Below are 19,503 nucleotides of genomic sequence, written 5' to 3'. Positions count from 1 at the left end.
GAACGCAGAAATGTGCCCTCTTCATTTACAGTGACACATACTTACACACAATTTTTGGTTAAAACATAGAACGGCAACTTTGTTGCTTCAACGAAATAGAAACTCGATTTTTAATACAAGTACATTCAAACAAAGGAGAAAACATGGCATCACCAGCAGAAAATCTCAAATTAGCAAAAAGAGGCCCGATTGTCAGTATTATCGCCTATCTAACACTTACCATTGGCAAATTACTCTCAGGCTATCTCCTCGGGTCATCTTCTCTGATTGCTGATGGCTTCAACAATCTCTCCGATATTATGGGAAATGTAGCGCTCTTTATCGGGCTGCATTTAGCTAGCCGACCTGCAGATGATAATCACCGTTTTGGCCACTGGAAAATAGAAGATTTATCTAGCTTGATTACTTCGGTCATCATGTTTATCGTAGGTTTTCAAGTGCTCATTCAAACTCTCCAGAAACTCTTCTCTGGACAAAGTGCAAAGATTGATTCGATTGGTGCAATTGTAGGATTAATTTCAGCTCTTATCATGTTTGGAGTTTATCTTTATAACCGCTCCCTTTCCAAAAAAGTCAAGTCAAGTGCCCTTGTAGCGGCTTCAAAAGACAATCTGTCTGATGCCTTAACTTCACTGGGGACTTCTGTTGCCATCCTTGCCTCTTCTCTTAACCTTCCTATTATTGACCGTATCACGGCCATTATTATCACTTATCTAATTTTAAAGACAGCCTATGATATTTTCATGGAAAGCGCCTTTAGCTTATCCGATGGCTTTGACGAGAAGCAACTTAAAGAATACGAAAAAGCCATCCTCCAAATTCCAAAAATCTCCGCAGTCAAATCACAACGCGGACGTAACTATGGTAGCAATGTCTATTTAGATATTGTTCTAGAAATGAATCCAGATTTATCGGTTTACGAAAGCCATGCCATTACTGAACAAGTAGAACGTCTATTAAGTGATCAATTTCATGTCTATGATATTGACATCCATGTCGAACCTGCTTCCATACCCGAAGATGAAATTTTTGAAAATGTTTCTAAGAAAATTTATAAAAACGAAAAAATAATTCTTTCTAAAATTCCCGATTATGAGAAATACATCTCTAAAACCTTCTTAATGGTTGATGAGAATGGAAACTTTCTAACCGCTGAAGATTTTCTAGATCAACAGAAATATTACACTTGTAATTTCAAATATTTTAAAATTCAATCTATCAGCCAAAAAACAAAACTCGTCACCTATGAACTAAATAACCAAAGACATACCAGTATTTGGCGACGTCATGAAACTTGGTTTCTTATCTTCCATCAAATAACACCAATTAATCAAACAAACTGTGATATATAGGCCATTAAGTTAGTTCTAATTGCTTTAGACATAAAGAAAAGAAGACAAAAATGTCCTCTCTTTTCAACTTTGCCTCTACTCACCAGCTGAATCATACAACTAGCCAGTGTCTTTAGACGCTGGCTAGTGGCTTATCCTATTACTTGTCCGTTCGGATGGACAAGTATGATTAAATATCTGTTATTTTGACAAATGGATTTCCTAAGCCACGAGTATCCACGCTTTGCGTACTTTGTTCATTCCAAAGCGAAGCAATTGGATACCAACCATTATTGGATGAATTGTATGGGTCAGAAACATAAGTATTTCCATTTGAGTACCCTTTTAGAACGATTTCGTGGCTAGTACCATAACCCCACGGTGAGAATTTATCCTGTTGGACGGCTGCCACCACATGATGCCCTTCTTTGAGAGTACTTGTTAAAGCTGCTGAGGAATTAATAATAGTCGGTGTCAAGCCCCATTGACGAGAGGCAATCAAGATACCATTTCCAGTTGTTCCTTCCGTACCTCGGTTAAATTCAACAGTATTGTTGTAAAGGTAACTTGCAACTGTGGTTGGAAGAACCTCAGTGTTGGTCAATGATGAAAAAACCATGGCAAGGCTAGTTGGTACACAACCAGTTGAAGCCAGTGTGTAGTAACCATAGCGGGTACCACCCCAACGTCCATCACGTTGATTGTAATAAGGGGTATTGTAGTTAGTGCGTTTCACTGTGAAATCAGTTGAGGTTAAGAAGTACATCTGTCCATTATCAGATTGATAAACATGCAGATGATACGTTCCTGTTCCGGAATGGTTTGCTACATTAATTAAGCCAGTTGCATTTGTTCCTGATGTTGTAGCATCATACCAACTAAGATCATCTTGTCCGTTAGTATCAGACCAAACGGCATATTTTACTGCTCCACTTGAATAAACACCTGAAATGCTGACAGCGTAAATACCTGTACCTTTATAATTTGTTGATACATTAGCAGTTGTTTGCTTGTTCGTTAAAGTATATTGGCCGAGATTGTAACCAATCGTTTCGCCATCTTTGGTTTTTACGTAAGCATGGACTGTGTAGTTCCCCGAGATATTATGGTGGTATTTTTCATCAACTGTCACAACCACTTTCCCGTTGACCACACTTGAAGTTGTATACCAGTGAATGTTTTTCTGTTTTTCTTGTGACCAAGCGGCTACTGCAACGCTAGCAATTTCTTTAGAAGTCTCTGTTTCGGCAATTACAACTTGCAACATCCCATTAGCAGTATTTTGATTTTGAACGGTTACAGTTGGATTTGTTAAACTTTGATTAAAGGTAAAATCAATACCACTTGTCGATGTTATCCCAATAAAAGAATTGGTCACTTGGCTTGTACCATAAACATGAATGTTATAATGTCCAGACTCAAAATTATGGTTTTTCGCATAGATTGTATACGTATAACTACCATCTGCTTGCTTAGCAGCCTGATACCATTTAATGTCATCTTGCCCTTTGTTTTCCGTCCAAGTTGGTAAGACAATACTTGTCATGTAAACTGGAACATCTCTAACAGTAACCTTGGCAGATGCTTCACCGACCCTAGTCACATCTACAGAGACACTAGGTTTAACAACATTAATACTTGTGGCATTCAAACCTACCATATGCCCATTAACAACGCCATAGGTATGAATAAAGTAGGTTCCGTAATCACCTGTATATTTCGCTGTGGTCTTACCTGAACTATCCGCTTTATACCAGACAATATCGTCTTGGGCGTTTTTTGCAGACCAGACAGCGTGGTAAATGGACATTGCCTTGCTAACATCACTTGGTATCGTGATATTAATACCATTCTGTTCGAGACTGGCTGAAACACTAATATTTTCAAACTCACCTTGGAAACTTGTTCCCAACAAACCTGTTAAAGAATTAGTAACGGCACTTGTCCCATAAACATGGACATTATATTTTCCACTTTCAAGATTGTGTTCCGCAATACTAATGGTTGCTGAATATGTAGTCGCTGAATTTTTGCTTGTTTTATACCAAATGAGATCATCTTGTCCCTTATTTTCGGTCCAAATTGGCAGTGTCACGCTTGTAATATATACTGGCACTTCTGAAACTGTGACTTGATAAGCTGTGGCACTTGCCTTTGTAACGGTTACTTTAGCACTCGGTTTTGGAATAGCAATTGATGTAGCATTTAAGCCATTCATTTTATTGTTGAGGTTCTGATAGGTATGGACATAGTACTTACCATAAGAACCAGTGTATTTAGCAACTGCTTTTCCGTTATCGTCTGCAGTATACCAAATCAAATCATCTTGACCTTTGGTATCTGACCAAACGGCAAACATTATTTTAGCTCCACTCGCAATAGCTTGATTGTATTGTAAATTAAATCCATTACTTGCTAGAGTAACACTTGTTACTTCACTAGTAACATTTCCAGTCGCCCCACGTTCAACGCTTACTTTATCAGTTGGTTCTTCAGCAGTTGCTTTTTGTTCATTAGCTTGATTAGATTCTTGAGAATCGGTCACAACATCTTTTGTAACATCTTCTGTTTGCTTGCTTGTTTCACCATTAGAAATTTCTGTAACTATTTGTAAGTTTTCTGTGTTATCTGATGATTCTTCTAATGTTTCATCGTTCGTATCTTTTCCAGCCTTTGCTTGTTCCTGAACATTAGTTTGACTGTCTTCAGAAACCGTTGCTGGCTCATTATTGATTGATATATTATCTTGATTCTTTTCTTCATTGATAGCATCTTCTGCTACTATAGTAGCTTCAGTGTTACTATTTACTGTAGTTGATGAATCGGTAACTAGCTTAGTCGTACTATCATTTGTAACAATCACTGTTGTTTCATCTGCACTAACACTCGCTGTCCCCAAGGTAGCAATTAAAGCCCCCGACAGCAACAAGGTGCCAATAGCACCGTAGGCTTTTGATTTTTTAATTGTTCCATGTCCTTTTTGTCTCATAATATTCTCAATGAAAAACGATCTTAACTTCTTCATCATTTTACCATAATAGTTGTCAAAAATAAACACACTTTAATCAAACCAGATGGTATACATATAAAGAAAATACATGTAACTATTTTCTAATGACATGTATCTTCTTTATAAAAACTGATCTTATACTGTTCAGATAGAACCACATAAGAAGCCTAGCTATAAAAATGAACTGAACAGTTAATGTTTACACTTATACCAAGACAGCTTAAGCCATGACAAAACATATCATCTGGATATAAACCAGATAATTAGCATAAAACTCAGTCACCCAAGCAACTGTCACAAACTTCACTTATAGATTCTCTGTGACTCTCTAGCAAAAAGGATAGTAATATTAACCAAATTTACTAGTACAATCAAAATTTATACAAGATAATCTTTTTTGTTAAATATAGAATTAACTACCTTCTCATCCGACTAACAAAATATTATTTGTCAAGTTGTTCACTAAGTTGCTCCCATTCAAGCATAAGTATATCTTGTTGATTTGTGATAGCATCTAATTCTTTTTGAAGATCCATAAGCTGAGTTGCTTCGTTAGTCGTCATCATCGCCTCATTAATTTCTTGCTCACGACTTTCGATGTCTTCTAGTTCTTCTTCAATCTCTGAAATACGACGGTTGAGTTTACGCAACTCTTTTTGATTAGCTTTTTGAGTTTGATAATCTGAAATTTTACTATCAGGCTGAGAAGACTGCTCCTCTTGTTGCGAGTTTATAGTCAGCTGAGCCAGTTCTTCTTGCTCTGCTTTTTTCTGCAAATAATAATCATAATCACCCAAATAAAGCTGAGAACCATTTTCAGAAATTTCAAGAACTTTAGTTGCAACACGATTGATAAAATAGCGGTCATGACTGACAAAAAGTAAGGTTCCATCAAAATCAATCAAGGCATTTTCCAACACTTCCTTACTGTCAATATCTAAATGGTTAGTTGGTTCGTCCAAAATGAGAAAATTATTATTTTGCATGGATAGTTTAGCCAACAAAAGACGTGCTCGTTCTCCACCCGACAGCATGTTCACTGATTTTTTAACATCATCACCTGAAAAAAGAAAAGCACCTAACCGGTTGCGAATTTCAACCTCTGGCGTTGTAGAGAAATCATTCCAAAGTTCATTGAGCACTGTGTTTGTTCGAGTCAAATTGCTCTGTGTCTGATCATAATAGCCCACTTCCACATTAGCACCGTAGCTTGAACGGCCATTAATAAAAGGGATTTGACCAATAATTGACTTGATGAAAGTTGACTTGCCAATTCCATTCGGTCCCACGATAGCAATAGCATCGAATTTTTTGACATCTAAGTTAATCGGCTGAGCCAGAACCTCACCATCATATCCGATGGCCGCATTAGCCACTGTCAATACAACATTCCCAGAAACCTTATCCGCGTGAAAAGTCATATGAGCTGATTTTTGACCACTAATTGGCTTATCCAAACGCTCAATTTTTTCTAACTGCTTACGACGTGCTTGCGCGCGTTTGGTTGTTGAAGCCCGAACTATATTACGTTGTACAAAATCCTCAAGTTTGGCAATTTCTTTAGCTTGTTTTTCATAATTTTTTTCTTCTGTGGCAATCTTCTCTGCTTTTAAATCCATAAATTTGGAATAATTACCTACATAACGATCCAAGCTATGCGGCGTTAAATCGAGAGTAATCGTGGCTACCTTATCCAAGAAATAGCGGTCATGACTAACAATAATCAGTGCTCCTTGATAGTTGACAAGATAGTTTTCTAACCAAGCAATAGTCTCAATATCCAGATGGTTAGTTGGCTCATCCAAAACTAGAAGTTCTGGGCGTTCAAGTAACATCTTTGCCAGAGCCAATCGCGTATTTTGACCTCCCGAAAGCTCAGAAATTGTCATATTCCACATAGTCTCATCAAACTTAAAGCCGTTGAGAATAGACTTAATATCGCTCTCATAAGTAAAACCACCATTTGCTCTAAACTCCTCTGACAAACGATCATAATCATTCATTAGTTTGTCAAAATTTGCTCCATCAAGTTCAGCCATCTGCAATTCCATGGAGCGTAAAGTCTGCTCCGCTGCCCTAAGATCATCAAAAACATGGAGCATTTCATCGAATATCGTATTTTCTGACTCAAAACGGCTGTCCTGAGCTAAATAAGAAAGAGTTAGGTCGCGTTTCACATTAACCTCACCTGATGTTGGAGTTTCCTCTCCCACTAAAATTTTAAGGAGAGTGGATTTTCCGGCTCCATTACGCCCAACAAGAGCAATACGATCACGTTCACCTACTTGAATATTTATGTTATCAAAGAGCACATCACCTGAAAAACTGCGCTCAATTTTATTTCCTTGTAAAATAATCATGATTCTATTTTACCAAATCATATTCATTTAAACTATAAAAAATGAGAAAAATCTCTTCCAAAGAGTCAATTAAATTTTCCAAAAAAATATAAATCCAACTTATACTCAACCAAAATCAAAAATAACAACCTTATAACTATTATCTCAAATCATCCCCTTTTACCGTGACAAAAGATTCCATCAATCGTGCAATTGTTCATTTTTGAACATATCCAACCACTCCCAGATAGCTATTTCGGATTTTTAGCCAGTATTAGAGACTCTATGCCGCCCAGACAAATTTACTTACTACTCCTATTAGACTTTAAAACATGCACTAAAATTAAAAAAGGCCTTCTGAATAAGACAGAAAGCCTTTAATGATATCATTTCTAGCGATTATTTTGCGATTGGGTAAACAGATACTTGTTTTTTATCGCGTCCTTTACGTTCGAAACGTACAACACCTTCAACCTTAGCAAAAAGTGTATCATCTCCACCACGGCCTACATTGTGACCTGGATAGATGTGAGTTCCGCGTTGGCGGTAAAGAATTGATCCACCTGATACAGTTTGTCCGTCAGCTGCCTTAGCACCAAGACGTTTAGCTTGTGAATCACGTCCGTTAGAAGTTGAACCTCCACCTTTTTTGTGGGCGAAAAGTTGCAAGTTAGCAAGATTCATTTTTAACATAATGTTGTTTCCTCTCTGAAGTTAGTTTTTGATCAAGACTTTTGTCGAAACGTATTCTGCTGAATCACGTGCCAATAAAGTCATGCCAAGTCGAAATGAGTCAAATAGAATTTGAACCACTTCTTTTTTGGATACCCTCTCAAAATCTGAAAAATCAATTTCGAGATGACCACCATCCTCTTGATTTAAGTTGTAATCTGGAATATAATCTGCCAGAGCTTCCAAAGAATTTAAAAAGTTTAAAATCAGGGTGCTGACAGAAGCACACATGACATCTTGACCATAGTCACCATAAGCGGCGTGTCCCGTTACTTTTATGGCTACAGGCTGACTTGAAGCAAGCTGGGTAATGGTTGCTCTAATCATGTGGTCTATCCAAAATTAAGCGTTGATAGCGTTAATAACAACTTTTGTATAAGGTTGACGGTGACCTTGTTTACGGTGGCTACCTTTTTTAGGTTTGTATTTGAAAGTAACAACTTTCTTTTGTTTTCCTTGTTTTTCAACAGTTCCAACAACAGTAGCTCCTTCAACAACTGGAGTACCAACTTTAGTTGTTTCTCCACCGACAAGAACAACTTCGTTAAAAGTTACTTCTGCTCCAGCTTCAACATCAAGTTTTTCAACGTAGATAGCTTGACCTACTTCAACTTTAACTTGTTTTCCACCAGTTTTGATGATTGCGTATGTGCTCATTATGCACCTCCTATAGAATTTTGTTGCGAGGTTTCCCTCTGTGAAGACTCGCCTAAATTGTGAGTGATAGACACTACTTAAATAACAATTTTCGTGCGGTTGCACAGGATGTGCATTTAGTCAACGTTGCTATTTTATCACGACTTACTTTCTTTTTCAAGAATTTTGTGCGATTTTTTTGAAAAATAGCCCAGCTTTTTAGTTAACTGCGGTGAAAACCTTATCTCGAAAAAAATCTGTCATTATATCACTAAAAGTCTCTAAATGTGGTTGATTGACTGTACTGATAATCTGATAAATTTCTTCATCTTCTTGATAAGTATGCATTAGAGGTTTGAAACCCTGTCTTTCATAAAATGCCAGTCTTATGAGACGTTGCTGATAATTGTCCGCGCCTTCCTCAATTGGCTCAATAGTGATTAACTGCTCTCTACCATTAGCTTGCTCGGACAAATCGTTAAGGATATCTCTTCCAATCCCTTGTGATCGATATTTTTTATCCACCGCCAGCATTAATATATAATAAAGCTCTGCCTTTTCTATAGTATAAGCAAAACCAACCAGTTCATCCTGACTAAAATAAAGGTGGAACTTTCCCTTCCCGCGCAAGCTATTAACCAAAAGCAGTCCTAGTGATATGCGCTCTTGAGGTGGAAAAGCATCGTAGTAGATAGATTTCAAGTCATCTAGCCTATCTAGTCGCAAAGCACAACGCCTTATTTCCATTTGAGAGCCACCAAATCATTCATTTCTTGATAGGCAGTGTCAACCTTTTCTTTCATTGTGTCGTCTAGCTTATCACGATATTTGCCACCTTCAATGAAATCTTCAAGAACTAGCGTACGGTAATCGTAAAGTTCAAAACCATCTTTGCCAATCACTCCTGTTCCTGTTGCCCAAACCATGGTTGGATGTGCTTTGACTGTCTTAATCGTCGTCTTTTGGCCTTTCTTCTCAAAAGTAACATCCATCAGGAGCCCCCGCTCCGTCCAAATATCATCAACTGTTTCCAAACGCTGATTTGAGATAAAATTCCCCATGGAATAGATGATAAATTTTTGCTCACCATTTTTTTCGATTGTCTCTGATGGCTCGACAACATGGGGATGACCACCGAAGATAACATCTGCTCCCCAGTCAATCATTTTATGATAGAGAGTTACTTGCTCATCAGTAGGTTGTCTCTGATATTCTACTCCCATCTGAGGCATAACGATAGTGACATCAGATTCTTTTTCAGCTTTTTGAATGTCTGCTTTGATTTTTTCTTCATCAAGATCCGACATATGTGCTTCGTACTCTTCTGTGGTCAGATTGGCTTCCATACCATTGTAAGCATAAGCATAGCCTAGAATGGCAATTTTAATGCCATTGACCTTCTTGATGAGAATATTCTCTTTTGCTCGATTTTCTTTGTAAAGGCCAATGGTCGAAATTCCAAGATTTTCAAAGGTTTCAACGGTATTAATTGCCCCATCAAGTCCTGAATCTAAGATATGATTATGTGCCAAATCCACAACATCATAACCCGTGTCTTTAATTGTCTGAGCAATTTCACTAGGTGCATTAAACAAAGGGTAACCTGCCAATGGATAATCAGGTGCAATTGTACCTTCATAATCACCAATGGCTAAATCAGCCTCGCTTATCCAATCTTTTACATAGGTAAAATAAGGATTGAAGTCATAAGTTCCATCCGCTTGCTCTGCACTCATATAGAGCAAATCATGAATGAGAATGTCTCCGTTAGCAACAACGCGAGCTGTTTTTACCTTCGGACTTATTTTGGTCTTTGATACTGAATCTGTCTCAATATTTCTCTCAAAAACTAGACTATAAATGGATGAACTTACTAGTACGACTGCTAAAAAACTCAAACAAGCTAAAATGGTGCGTTTATATTTCATATTCCCAAACATTTCTTTTTCCTCCTTGCTCCATTATACCATTTTTTCTTGAAACTGTTTTCATCAAATTGTTCAAACAAAAAGAGAAGTACTAACTAACGAACTTAAGATAATTATTATCCCTGACGAACGTAATATTACACATAAAATACATCAATATAAAAATTATATACAAATTAAACAGGATATTGATAACATATCAAGATTGGGAAAATGATATTACAAAAATTGATAACGAAAAAAGGAAGGTATTTCATATACTCCTTGAGATGAGTTCCCTTATACCTTCTGGAGTAAACTAACTTCGAATATTAAAGATATATTGCAAGAATGTATCTTCGATAAAGTAACTTTTTCTAAATTTGACAGACCCTTATTTGATATAACTGTTTCAGGTGAAAAAAAGATGATAAGTATAGCAAAGGATATATAGTATTTCTAAATACTGTTGTTGTGATCGCTTTAAGAAAGTATTTTAATAAACACGCAAAGTACAAACCCTTCTTCCACATTATTGGTACTCCATTACTTGGTTTAAATGAGAGGAGCGCAATAACAAGCTCGAAAGTATGCAGATTAGGTTATTCAATTACTTTATCCAATCTGAAGATGACGGACAACTCATTGTTGTTGAGAACTCTAGAAATCTTCCTAGAATACCATATGATAAAGTTAATCTTATTGAATTTACTAAAAATGATGAAAATGGTAGATAGGATTTCCTTAATAGCATTGAGGATTGACTTATTGCTTTCCCTCCCTGATAAATCATCAAACCTTTCATACTTTTAAAATTAAATTTAATTTTGAGATTGGGACCCCCACTCCTTCAAAAGACAGACACATTCTGATATAGCGGCTTATTATATCAAAAAATACATCAAGTTTTTATCTTGATATATTTTTTGATAATTATGCTTAATGCCCCTCCAACATTCTTATCACAGAAACTGATATTTTTTGAATTCTTGGAATTCCAATAAATCCCAATTAATTTCATCATCTAAGACTGTTATAACTTCTTCATTTTAACAATCTGCGTACGGACATACTGCTTTTGAAAGGGAGGTAGAACAAGTCTATTATAACTTATCCATAGAGACTATCTCATCAGCCATTTTCCAGATAGATGGGTTATGGGTGGCGATAATGATTAATCTGTTTTTATTTCTTAAAGATAAAAGAATCTCCATAATGAGTTTAGAAGTCTCTGGGTCAATTGATGCCGTTGGTTCATCTGCAAGGATAAATGGAGGATTTTTCAAAATAACTTTTGCTAAAGCAACCCGCTGTGATTCACCACCAGACAACTCAAATATCGGCTTATCTAAGTTGAGGTAGGATAATCCTACACGCGCCAAAGCCTCTTCTTCTTTTTGACGTTGCTCAGTTTTGCTTAATTTTTGACCAATCAAACCCAATTTTAAATTTTCTTCAATCGTCTGATTTTCTATCAAGCCAAAATTTTGAAAAAGATACCCTAGTTCATGACGAAAAAAATCACTTGACTTGTACTTACTTAACTCTTTACCACGGAAAAATATCCTACCATCATAACTTTCAAGTTTAGCCATCATATTCATAAGTGTCGTTTTACCACTTCCACTTGATCCAATTAGGGCATAGACCTTCCCCGCATCAAAAGTCATAGAGATATCTGAAAATAAGAAACGTTCGCCAAAATGCTTACTCACTTTTTCTAATTGAATCATCTTAGGCTCCTTTCAAAATAAGCGTGGACATTTGATTTTCTTTCTTCATTTGGAAATGTAATTGTAAAACAGAAAGCGCAATAAACAATAACAATACTAGGAAAGCTATCGATATATTTCTTACAAGAAAAATACTGGCAAGAAAGCCAAGAAAGAACACACATAACTGTGATAACAGATAATTACGATGAATTTCTAAGAAACGTAATCCTGCAATACGTTTAATAAAAATATCTCGTCTAAATTCTTCAAAGTAGAGTCGATTCATCGTGTTAAACATCAATACAGATGTCATTATCCCTAGTATTGCCCCTGCGACCGTTGTCCACATTTCCCTTTGAAGATTATCTAATAACGTCTGATGAATGTCATAACCTGATTGCAATTCTGATACCCAACTCTCAATACCATGCTGATGAATGAGAGATTGCGCAACACTTAGATTATCAAAGTATAGGTAGGTTTGAGTAGCTTGTTCCCAAAAAAGAAAAGCTTGTTCTCCCGTTGACTGGGGAGTTAGAACAACAATAATTGGATCTCTCAAGAACTGCTGATATGAGATGGGAGTGGTGTTGTAGACAAATCTATCATGACCCGTTTCCAGATAATATACTGTTGCAGCCATGTCTTGACGATTATCTTGACTAGACATTCGATTTGTCAAATCCTCTTCGAAAAGCGCTTTATAATAACTTTCTTCAGAACGGAGATTCTCCGGTAAAAGAAGAATAAATTCCCCAGCTGTTAATTGATGGATTTTATCATCAATATCAGGTTCAACTTTAACTTGTTGGCGTTTTAAGTACTGAGGAGTAACGATTAAAACATTTCCCGCTGGATTGTAGTCTTGCCATACTGTAGAAGTCGTTAGATTTTTTGAAGACCCCATACCATTTTGCATCACTCTGTCAATCAAGTGGTGATAAGCTAGAAAAGCTTTTTCTTCAGAAACAGCTTGATTAATGAGGTCAAACCATATTTTTTGTTTTCGAATAACTTCTTCCCTATCTTGTCTCGGATCCACCCCTTCTCGACCAGAAGATACAATTATCAATTTGCTTTCTTTCTGCCATGCATTTCGTCCTTGTTCCTGTTGTTGCCACGCTTGCGAATAAGTCAACGTTCGACTAACTCCAATTGCTACAATAACAACTGCCAAAAGCTGACCAATTAAGATAAGACTGATAATTCCTCTTACAGGAATTTGTCCTTTGATAACTTGCATTAAATGAACTTTTTTTACACCTATTGCAAATATACTGGCAAAAAACAAAGAGATAGCTAGGAGTAAAATATTATAGACTACTAATCCAGTTATGATAGTAGAAAGAGCTATAAAAGGAAAAGGAATAAACTGTTTCAGGATAACAGCAAAAATGATACCAGACAGTAACCCCATCAAGGCATTACCTACATCTTGACTAATTGGTCTAAGAAAAATTAACCAGCGATTGTCACCTGAAATTAAACGAATACCAGCTGTCCGTAAAACTCTAATTCGACTGATTAGACTAAGTGCCCCAAAAGTTAAAAAGAAGATAAGTAAACCTATAGCCTGAAATCCATTACTAAAAACTAAAGTTAAAACTGTTAAATTAGAAGGTTTAGATATGTATAGGTTTGATAGACCAGCTCTGCTTAGTTCCTGTTTCAAATAATCAACTTCTAAATTACCATCAAATATAAAGTAGTTTGTCTTAATACTATTAGTTCTAGCATCTTGGAGTGATTTTTCAGAAAGTCCATCTGGTAGTTTTCCTCGCCCAAAAGTTGTATAAGAAAAGATTGGGGTTCCATCTTCTCCCGGTTCTTGGTGCTGTATAGCAATAAGACTATCTGTTTCCTCAGCTAATTGCGTTAATCTTTCAGAGATACTATCAAATGTGGTCTCGGGTGAAGAGACAAACGCAGATACGTTAGGGTAATAGTAAGAAACATAGGTGTCAGCCCAAATTGAAAATACCCATATAAAAAATAAGCTAGCTAGCAAATTAGATATAATAACAAAAATTCTCTTCATAAGCACTCCTCATTCTATAAAAATCAAAATATTAACGAGAACGCTAACACTGTGTCAGAGTGAGAATTAATCTACCATCCAGCATCGAACACAACATGCTCGCCAACATTTGTATTTATGAAGGCATATGATGTACGGCGTGCATTTGCAATAGCAGTTCTTTGATTATTTCGACATGTGCTTCCAACATAGGTCCACTCTCCACCACGATGGGAAACTGCTAAAACAGGAAGAGCTACCGAAAACGTCAAAATTGTAAGAGCTGTTGCAACTACTGTTCTAATTATTAACATAATGATACTCCTTATTTAATTAAATCCTAAAACACAATAAAACAACATTCGGTATACCAGCCTGAATATAGTTTCCTAAATTTTTCTCTCCTTTCTACAGACCGACACACTTTTTTCAAAAATTTTTAAACAATCATTTCACCAATTATCACCTCAAAAGGAAGAACAAAATGACTGAAAATAAATAAACCCGTTATCACGTCAATTAGTTTAATAAGTATCTGCTGTTAGTAAATTTGACAACATTCCATCTACTACAACAATTATTCTAAGTACCAATATTATACAATTCTTCAGTGGCAACACCTAAAGGAGTGGGCGTTGGATTTCCTAACGGTTTAGGAATTGTAATCAATAAACCTACTAATAAAATAGCTATTACAAACTTTTTAGTTGCTTTCTTCAGGATTCGCAACCCTTTTCACTTTTGTTAGTTTTATTTTATCATGCAAACACACTATTTTTCAATTTTTTTGTAATAATATCAGACCGTAAACAAACTGGCTTTTATCGTTAGGTTATCTTTTCATTTCTAGCCGTATTTTCAAGAAAATCGAGGGAACCGAGAGTCTTAAAGCCATAAAAAACTCTAATTAGGCTTTGCCTAGCCTGTGCAAAAAACTGGATGAATAAGAGCTATGAGAAAACTCGAATACGCCTATAGCGTGAAAATAAAATTACTCGAAACCTCTTATTTTATTGTTCAAACTTAGAATAGGAGGCCTTTCATATAAAAGTCATGATTGAAACCTGTTGTGGTATCAATGTCCACCAACAATCGATCGTTTGTTGTATCTTAGATGGTCCATTGGATACCGTCTAACCAAAGAAAATTCAGAAGAAATTTTGGACGACTACTATCACTCTTCAAAATGCTTTAGCTTGGTTGTATGAAAATCATGTTACCCATGTTTTCTTTGAATCCACAGGTCAATATTGGGCACCTCTCTTTAATATTTTTTCAGATTCAGATTTGGTTCTTGTACTAACTAATCCACACCACATCAAAAATATCTCGGGGTGAAAATCAGATATGAAGAATGCCGAATGGATCGCACAACTAGGACGATGTGGTTTGATTACCCCTTCTTATATCCCAAGTCCTTAGGTTATGCAGTTACGCTTACTCACTCGCAGGTTACACTCCTATAAACGACGCCAAACACAAGTTAAAAAAATTCATAATCTCTACAATGGGTCAATATTAAGCTGACTAGCTATCTTTCTGACATCTTTTTGAAGACTGGTCAGGCACTTTTAACACTATTCATTATTGGAGAGAGAATTAATGTAAAACACTGTCATTTCTTGTATTCACAGGAAAGTGAAAGCAAGTCCTGATCAGCTAGCTGAGGCTATGAAGGGGAAACTGTCACTAGAAGACCGTTTTTTGTTGAATCAGAGTCTAGAAGAATGTCAGACTCAGTGGGAAATTGAATGGTGAGATTCGAACCTATATCGAAAAGGAATTTTCCTGAAGAAAACAGGCCACTCCAAACAATTCCTGGTGTTAGTGAAAATTGTGTCGCCATTATTTTAGCTGAGATTTGACCAACTGTAGATAGTTTTGAGACCGATGGACATCTAGCTTCTTGGTCTGGACTTTGTCCTAGTTCTTACGACAGTGTAGGCATTAAAAATCCTCACACATCACGTAAGGAAATCGCTACAGCAAACAGGTTTTAACTATGTCTGGATTGATTGTAGCACACTCTAAGGATCTCGCTTTTTCATCTCTTTACAACCGAATCTTCCAAAGAGGAAGCAAGATAAAAGCTGTCATTGCTTGTGCCCATAAGATTCTCAGACTTATTTATAAACTATTCTCCACTCACCAAATCTATCAAAAAGAAAAGGCGCTAGGACTGAGACAACAGTTCTAACACCTAAACTTTAAAAAATTTCAATTACAGTATAGCACAGGGAGTGATTCTTTGCGCTTTTTTACTGTTTTTTTTTCAAATAAAAGAGTGAGAACCACTCTTTTAGAAAAATTAATCTAAGTATGCAATCACTTCGATTTCAACTTTAACATCGCGAGGCAGACGAGACACTTCCACTGCTGAGCGCGCTGGAAAATCTGCCTTGAAAGCAGTAGCATAAACTTCATTAAACGGGACGAAATCATTGATATCAGATAAGAAACAAGTAGTTTTAACAACGTGGTCAAAGTCTGTTCCTGCTTCAGCAAGAATGGCTGAAATGTTTTTCAGTACTTGTTCAGTTTGCTCTTGAATAGTTGTTCCGACAATCTCTCCCGTTTCTGGTGATAAAGGCACTTGCCCTGATGCAAAAAGGAAATTACCAACAACCTTTCCTTGGACATAAGGTCCGATAGCTGCTGGTGCTTTGTCAGTGTGAATCGTTTTTGTCATAAAAATTCTCCCATTTCTATTTTTCTCGCTATTATTATAGCAAAGTTTTCTGAAAATTGAAATAGTTTTTTTCTACATGAAGGAGCTAGAACAAAAGTATCTAGCTCTCTATGTTTCTGTCGTTTTTACTTAAACAACATAGTTTTTAAAAGTAATTCTCAATCATTAAACAATGAATAAACTACCGCTGAAATGAGATAACAAATGCAAGACTTCAAAATTTAAAATTTCTGTTCTAAGAACCCATATTCATAGTTCAGGACTTCCATCTAAGGCTAGTTTTTAAGCTACTCATCGTTAGTTTTTTCAAAATACAGTCAGTAAGTATTCCCACGAAAAAACTGCCTTGATTAACGTAAAACAATCTCTTATATAAAAACACTTCACTTGTGAATACAGGTTCTAACTTCAATTTATCCTATAATAAATCGTCAATCAAAGTTTCCACATCATCTTTTTCTGCCTGTGGTGTGATTTCAGTAATGGTAATAGCTGCAACCGCACGCTCGACTAGTCCTTCTATATCAAGACGTTTTTCATACTGCTCAACATTTTTTATTTTTGGATTAGTTTTTGGACGATCTGGCGCAAATATCGTACAACAATCTTCGAATGGTTGAATAGAAATCGTGAAGGTATCAATCTTTTCAGCGATGTCAATAATTTCTAGCTTGTCCATGGTAACGACAGGACGAATAACTGGCGTACAGGTTACAGCATTGATAGCTTGCATACTTTCAAGCGTTTGGCTGGCAACCTGACCCAGACTTTCTCCGTTGATAATGACCAAACCATGACGAATCTCACGAATACGGTCGGTGATACGCATCATAAAACGTCGAGTTAAGGTCATGAGATAAGCTTCTGGTGCCTTGGCCTTGATTTCTTCTTGGATTTCTGTGAAAGGTACCTCAATGAACTGGATATTGCCACCGAATTTTGTTAACTTACGCGTCAAATCTTGGGCTTTTTTCAAAGCACCAGGGCTAGTGTAAGGCGGACTAGCAAAGTGAACCGCTTCAATGTCCACACCACGTTTAAGAGCAAGATACCCTGCAACTGGCGAATCAATTCCACCAGACAGCATCAGCATGCCCTTACCAGATGTCCCGACTGGCAAACCGCCTGCGCCCTTGATTTCTTCATAAGATATATAGGCAGCTTCATCACGAATTTCCACTTTGAGGGTCACGTCAGGATTTTTCATTTGCGCTTTAATGTCAGGCAAAACATCAAAGACGGCATCCCCAAGCGTTAGATTGAGCTCACGGCTATCTAATTCAAACTTGTGGTCGCTACGCTTGCTAGCAATCTTAAAAGTCATTCCATTATGGTAGAGACCTATCATGATTTCTTGCACTGCTTTTTTCAAAATAACCACATCTTTTTCCACCTTATAAACAGGTGAAAAAGCTTGCACTCCAAAGACTTGCTTGAGTGATTCAGCGACAGGCTCATAAGCTGTACCATGCAAATAAACATGGCAACGGTCACGATCAGCTGTTACATGTACATCGGGGTAAATGGATAGTACATGCTGAATGTTACGCTTCAATTTGTTGATGAAACGCATACGATTTTTTCCTTTAGTTGAGAGTTCGCCGTAGCGAACCATGATTTCTGAATACGTTAAAGTCATTTTTCCTCTTTCTTTTAAGAATATTATTTGGCTAGCACACTAGTAAATCTTCAATCTTACAAGTATAATACGTTACTAGGACAACTGGTTTTTCTAAGTTAACTTTGCCATATTCTAGTATAATTTTCAACTTGCTGACTCATAACTAGAATAAACCCAAGGGACTATTTCATACTCTTCGAAAATCAAAATTATCCGTTGTCAACTTGCCTTGATGAACTCAAGTTCTATCGTCGGCTTCGTTTCCTAGGCTACTTTTGATTTTCATTGAGTATCAATCCATTCTTATCTCACCTTTTTAGTTTTTTCATAGACTTGCTTGAAAATGGTCAAAAATTGTTCGACTTGGCTCATGTCATTGTCATCGTCAAGACTGAGACGAACTGCCGATTGAGCAAGTTTGGTCGGTACTCCCATAGCAATCAAAGTTCCTGCAGGTTTACCAGCCTTGGATGAACAAGCTGAAGTCGTTGAGATATAGATATCATGCTCTTCAAAAGCATGGACAATCACCTCACCACGGACACCCTTGATGCCAAAGGTCAGGATGTTAGGCGCAAAGGCCTCAGACTTTCCAGAAAAGATAACAATATCCTCATGATGGGCAAGTTCGTCGTAGATAACTTCTTTCATCTTGGCGATACGGGGTAAAGCTTCGTTTTCCTTACTCATGACTAATCGCAGAGCTTTAGCAGTTGCAGCGATACCAGCCACATTTTCAGTGGTTGAGCGCATGTCTCCTTCTTGCCCCCCACCAGTTAGCAAAGGCTGTAACTTCTTCCCCTCTTTCCTATAAATAAATCCCACACCGCGCACTGAATGGAATTTGTGACCAGAAAAGCTGGCGAAATCCACACGCTCGGTCAAATAATCTTTTGTCGGAATTTTACCAATTGCCTGAACCGCATCAACATGAAACGTAATGGCTGGCTTATTTGCCAACAAATCCGAAATAGCTTTAATAGGCTGGATTGAGCCGATTTCGTTATTCACTGCCATAATTGAAACAAGGATTGTATCTGGACGCAAAAGTGTAGCTAGCTGGTCAATATCCACAAAGCCATCTGCGGTTACTGGTGCATAAGAGACCTCAAAACCATGTTGGCTCAGCCATTTTGCAGACTCCTTCACTGCAGGATGTTCGATATCCGAAACGATGATGTGCTTGCCGTAGCGCTCTTTTTCAAATGCCACACCTTTAATCACCCAATTATCGCTCTCTGTTCCGCCTGAAGTAAAGAGGATTTCACTACTCTTGACTCCGAGGAGTTCAGCAATTTGCTTGCGACTGGCTTCTAAAATACGGGTCGCCTTACTGCCGAGATTGTGCAAACTGGAGGGATTTCCCCAAATCTTACTGGCCACTTCCTGATAAGTTCTGAGAACTTCTGCGTAGGGAATGGTCGTTGCTGAATTATCAAAATAAATCATTTGTCTTCCTTCTAAAAAATCAATTGACATTATTATACCATATTATCATAATATCAA

At 37.0% G+C, this 19,503-nt stretch carries 14 protein-coding genes and 1 other annotated feature; of the genes, 1 reads left to right on the top strand and 13 read right to left on the bottom strand.

What is annotated here, in order from left to right; translation table 11 throughout:
* The first annotated feature begins 143 nt into the window (after positions 1-143).
* Positions 144-1,352 carry a cation diffusion facilitator family transporter gene (locus tag ABZ559_RS06515; RefSeq protein WP_317335385.1) on the top strand — a complete coding sequence of 403 codons (1,209 nt, stop codon included), beginning with the start codon at positions 144-146 and terminating at the stop codon, positions 1,350-1,352.
* A gap of 169 nt (positions 1,353-1,521) precedes the next feature.
* Here ABZ559_RS06515 and ABZ559_RS06510 read toward each other — a convergent pair whose 3' ends face one another.
* The 13 genes from ABZ559_RS06510 to ABZ559_RS06450 form a co-directional block, all read right to left on the bottom strand.
* On the bottom strand, positions 1,522-4,320 hold the full coding sequence (locus tag ABZ559_RS06510) for a GBS Bsp-like repeat-containing protein (protein ID WP_367007595.1): 2,799 nt from the start codon (positions 4,318-4,320) through the stop codon (positions 1,522-1,524).
* Between the two features lie 464 nt (positions 4,321-4,784).
* Positions 4,785-6,701 carry a ribosomal protection-like ABC-F family protein gene (gene abc-f, locus ABZ559_RS06505; RefSeq protein WP_367007594.1) on the bottom strand — a complete coding sequence of 639 codons (1,917 nt, stop codon included), beginning with the start codon at positions 6,699-6,701 and terminating at the stop codon, positions 4,785-4,787.
* Between the two features lie 378 nt (positions 6,702-7,079).
* Positions 7,080-7,373 carry a 50S ribosomal protein L27 gene (rpmA, locus tag ABZ559_RS06500; RefSeq protein ID WP_018376869.1) on the bottom strand — a complete coding sequence of 98 codons (294 nt, stop codon included), beginning with the start codon at positions 7,371-7,373 and terminating at the stop codon, positions 7,080-7,082.
* Between the two features lie 21 nt (positions 7,374-7,394).
* Positions 7,395-7,739 carry a ribosomal-processing cysteine protease Prp gene (locus ABZ559_RS06495; RefSeq protein ID WP_277290866.1) on the bottom strand — a complete coding sequence of 115 codons (345 nt, stop codon included), beginning with the start codon at positions 7,737-7,739 and terminating at the stop codon, positions 7,395-7,397.
* 15 nt (positions 7,740-7,754) lie between these two features.
* On the bottom strand, positions 7,755-8,069 hold the full coding sequence (gene rplU / locus ABZ559_RS06490) for a 50S ribosomal protein L21 (RefSeq protein ID WP_018376867.1): 315 nt from the start codon (positions 8,067-8,069) through the stop codon (positions 7,755-7,757).
* 34 nt (positions 8,070-8,103) lie between these two features.
* Positions 8,104-8,180, bottom strand: a sequence feature (ribosomal protein L21 leader region).
* A gap of 87 nt (positions 8,181-8,267) precedes the next feature.
* A complete protein-coding gene (locus ABZ559_RS06485; protein WP_367007593.1) occupies positions 8,268-8,795 on the bottom strand; it encodes a GNAT family N-acetyltransferase in 528 nt (175 codons plus the stop codon).
* Positions 8,786-9,988 (bottom strand): CapA family protein, encoded by a 1,203-nt coding sequence (locus tag ABZ559_RS06480; protein ID WP_367007592.1) that lies wholly within the window; start codon positions 9,986-9,988, stop codon positions 8,786-8,788. The genes ABZ559_RS06485 and ABZ559_RS06480 overlap by 10 nt, the downstream gene beginning before the upstream one ends.
* A gap of 1,070 nt (positions 9,989-11,058) precedes the next feature.
* Positions 11,059-11,688, bottom strand: a complete 630-nt coding sequence (locus tag ABZ559_RS06475) for an ABC transporter ATP-binding protein (RefSeq protein WP_273403324.1) — start codon at positions 11,686-11,688, stop codon at positions 11,059-11,061.
* Between the two features lies 1 nt (position 11,689).
* Positions 11,690-13,708 (bottom strand): DUF1430 domain-containing protein, encoded by a 2,019-nt coding sequence (locus tag ABZ559_RS06470; RefSeq protein ID WP_367007591.1) that lies wholly within the window; start codon positions 13,706-13,708, stop codon positions 11,690-11,692.
* Between the two features lie 71 nt (positions 13,709-13,779).
* Positions 13,780-14,001 (bottom strand): lactococcin 972 family bacteriocin, encoded by a 222-nt coding sequence (locus ABZ559_RS06465; RefSeq protein ID WP_367007589.1) that lies wholly within the window; start codon positions 13,999-14,001, stop codon positions 13,780-13,782.
* Positions 14,002-15,995: 1,994 nt separating this feature from the next.
* Entirely contained in the window at positions 15,996-16,376 is a 381-nt protein-coding gene (locus ABZ559_RS06460; protein ID WP_273403316.1) for a RidA family protein, read from the bottom strand.
* Positions 16,377-16,794: 418 nt separating this feature from the next.
* The gene (gene thiI / locus ABZ559_RS06455; protein WP_367007587.1) at positions 16,795-18,015 is read right to left on the bottom strand and encodes a tRNA uracil 4-sulfurtransferase ThiI; all 1,221 of its coding nucleotides are present in this window, start codon (positions 18,013-18,015) and stop codon (positions 16,795-16,797) included.
* A 285-nt stretch (positions 18,016-18,300) separates the two neighbouring features.
* The gene (locus ABZ559_RS06450; RefSeq protein WP_273403309.1) at positions 18,301-19,446 is read right to left on the bottom strand and encodes a cysteine desulfurase family protein; all 1,146 of its coding nucleotides are present in this window, start codon (positions 19,444-19,446) and stop codon (positions 18,301-18,303) included.
* Between the last annotated feature and the right edge of the window lie 57 nt (positions 19,447-19,503).

This window comes from Streptococcus sp. ZY19097, assembly GCF_040731245.1.
GTDB lineage: Bacteria > Bacillota > Bacilli > Lactobacillales > Streptococcaceae > Streptococcus > Streptococcus orisratti.
This window is presented reverse-complemented; position numbering and strand designations above follow the sequence as displayed.

Excerpts from the sequence above, each read along its gene's own strand:
- ABZ559_RS06515 (WP_317335385.1), top strand. The coding sequence starts at position 144 with ATGGCATCACCAGCAGAAAATCTCAAATTAGCAAAAAGAGGCCCGATT.
- ABZ559_RS06510 (WP_367007595.1), bottom strand. The coding sequence starts at position 4,320 with ATGAGACAAAAAGGACATGGAACAATTAAAAAATCAAAAGCCTACGGT.
- abc-f (WP_367007594.1), bottom strand. The coding sequence starts at position 6,701 with ATGATTATTTTACAAGGAAATAAAATTGAGCGCAGTTTTTCAGGTGAT.
- rpmA (WP_018376869.1), bottom strand. The coding sequence starts at position 7,373 with ATGTTAAAAATGAATCTTGCTAACTTGCAACTTTTCGCCCACAAAAAA.
- ABZ559_RS06495 (WP_277290866.1), bottom strand. The coding sequence starts at position 7,739 with ATGATTAGAGCAACCATTACCCAGCTTGCTTCAAGTCAGCCTGTAGCC.
- rplU (WP_018376867.1), bottom strand. The coding sequence starts at position 8,069 with ATGAGCACATACGCAATCATCAAAACTGGTGGAAAACAAGTTAAAGTT.
- ABZ559_RS06485 (WP_367007593.1), bottom strand. The coding sequence starts at position 8,795 with ATGGAAATAAGGCGTTGTGCTTTGCGACTAGATAGGCTAGATGACTTG.
- ABZ559_RS06480 (WP_367007592.1), bottom strand. The coding sequence starts at position 9,988 with ATGTTTGGGAATATGAAATATAAACGCACCATTTTAGCTTGTTTGAGT.
- ABZ559_RS06475 (WP_273403324.1), bottom strand. The coding sequence starts at position 11,688 with ATGATTCAATTAGAAAAAGTGAGTAAGCATTTTGGCGAACGTTTCTTA.
- ABZ559_RS06470 (WP_367007591.1), bottom strand. The coding sequence starts at position 13,708 with ATGAAGAGAATTTTTGTTATTATATCTAATTTGCTAGCTAGCTTATTT.
- ABZ559_RS06465 (WP_367007589.1), bottom strand. The coding sequence starts at position 14,001 with ATGTTAATAATTAGAACAGTAGTTGCAACAGCTCTTACAATTTTGACG.
- ABZ559_RS06460 (WP_273403316.1), bottom strand. The coding sequence starts at position 16,376 with ATGACAAAAACGATTCACACTGACAAAGCACCAGCAGCTATCGGACCT.
- thiI (WP_367007587.1), bottom strand. The coding sequence starts at position 18,015 with ATGACTTTAACGTATTCAGAAATCATGGTTCGCTACGGCGAACTCTCA.
- ABZ559_RS06450 (WP_273403309.1), bottom strand. The coding sequence starts at position 19,446 with ATGATTTATTTTGATAATTCAGCAACGACCATTCCCTACGCAGAAGTT.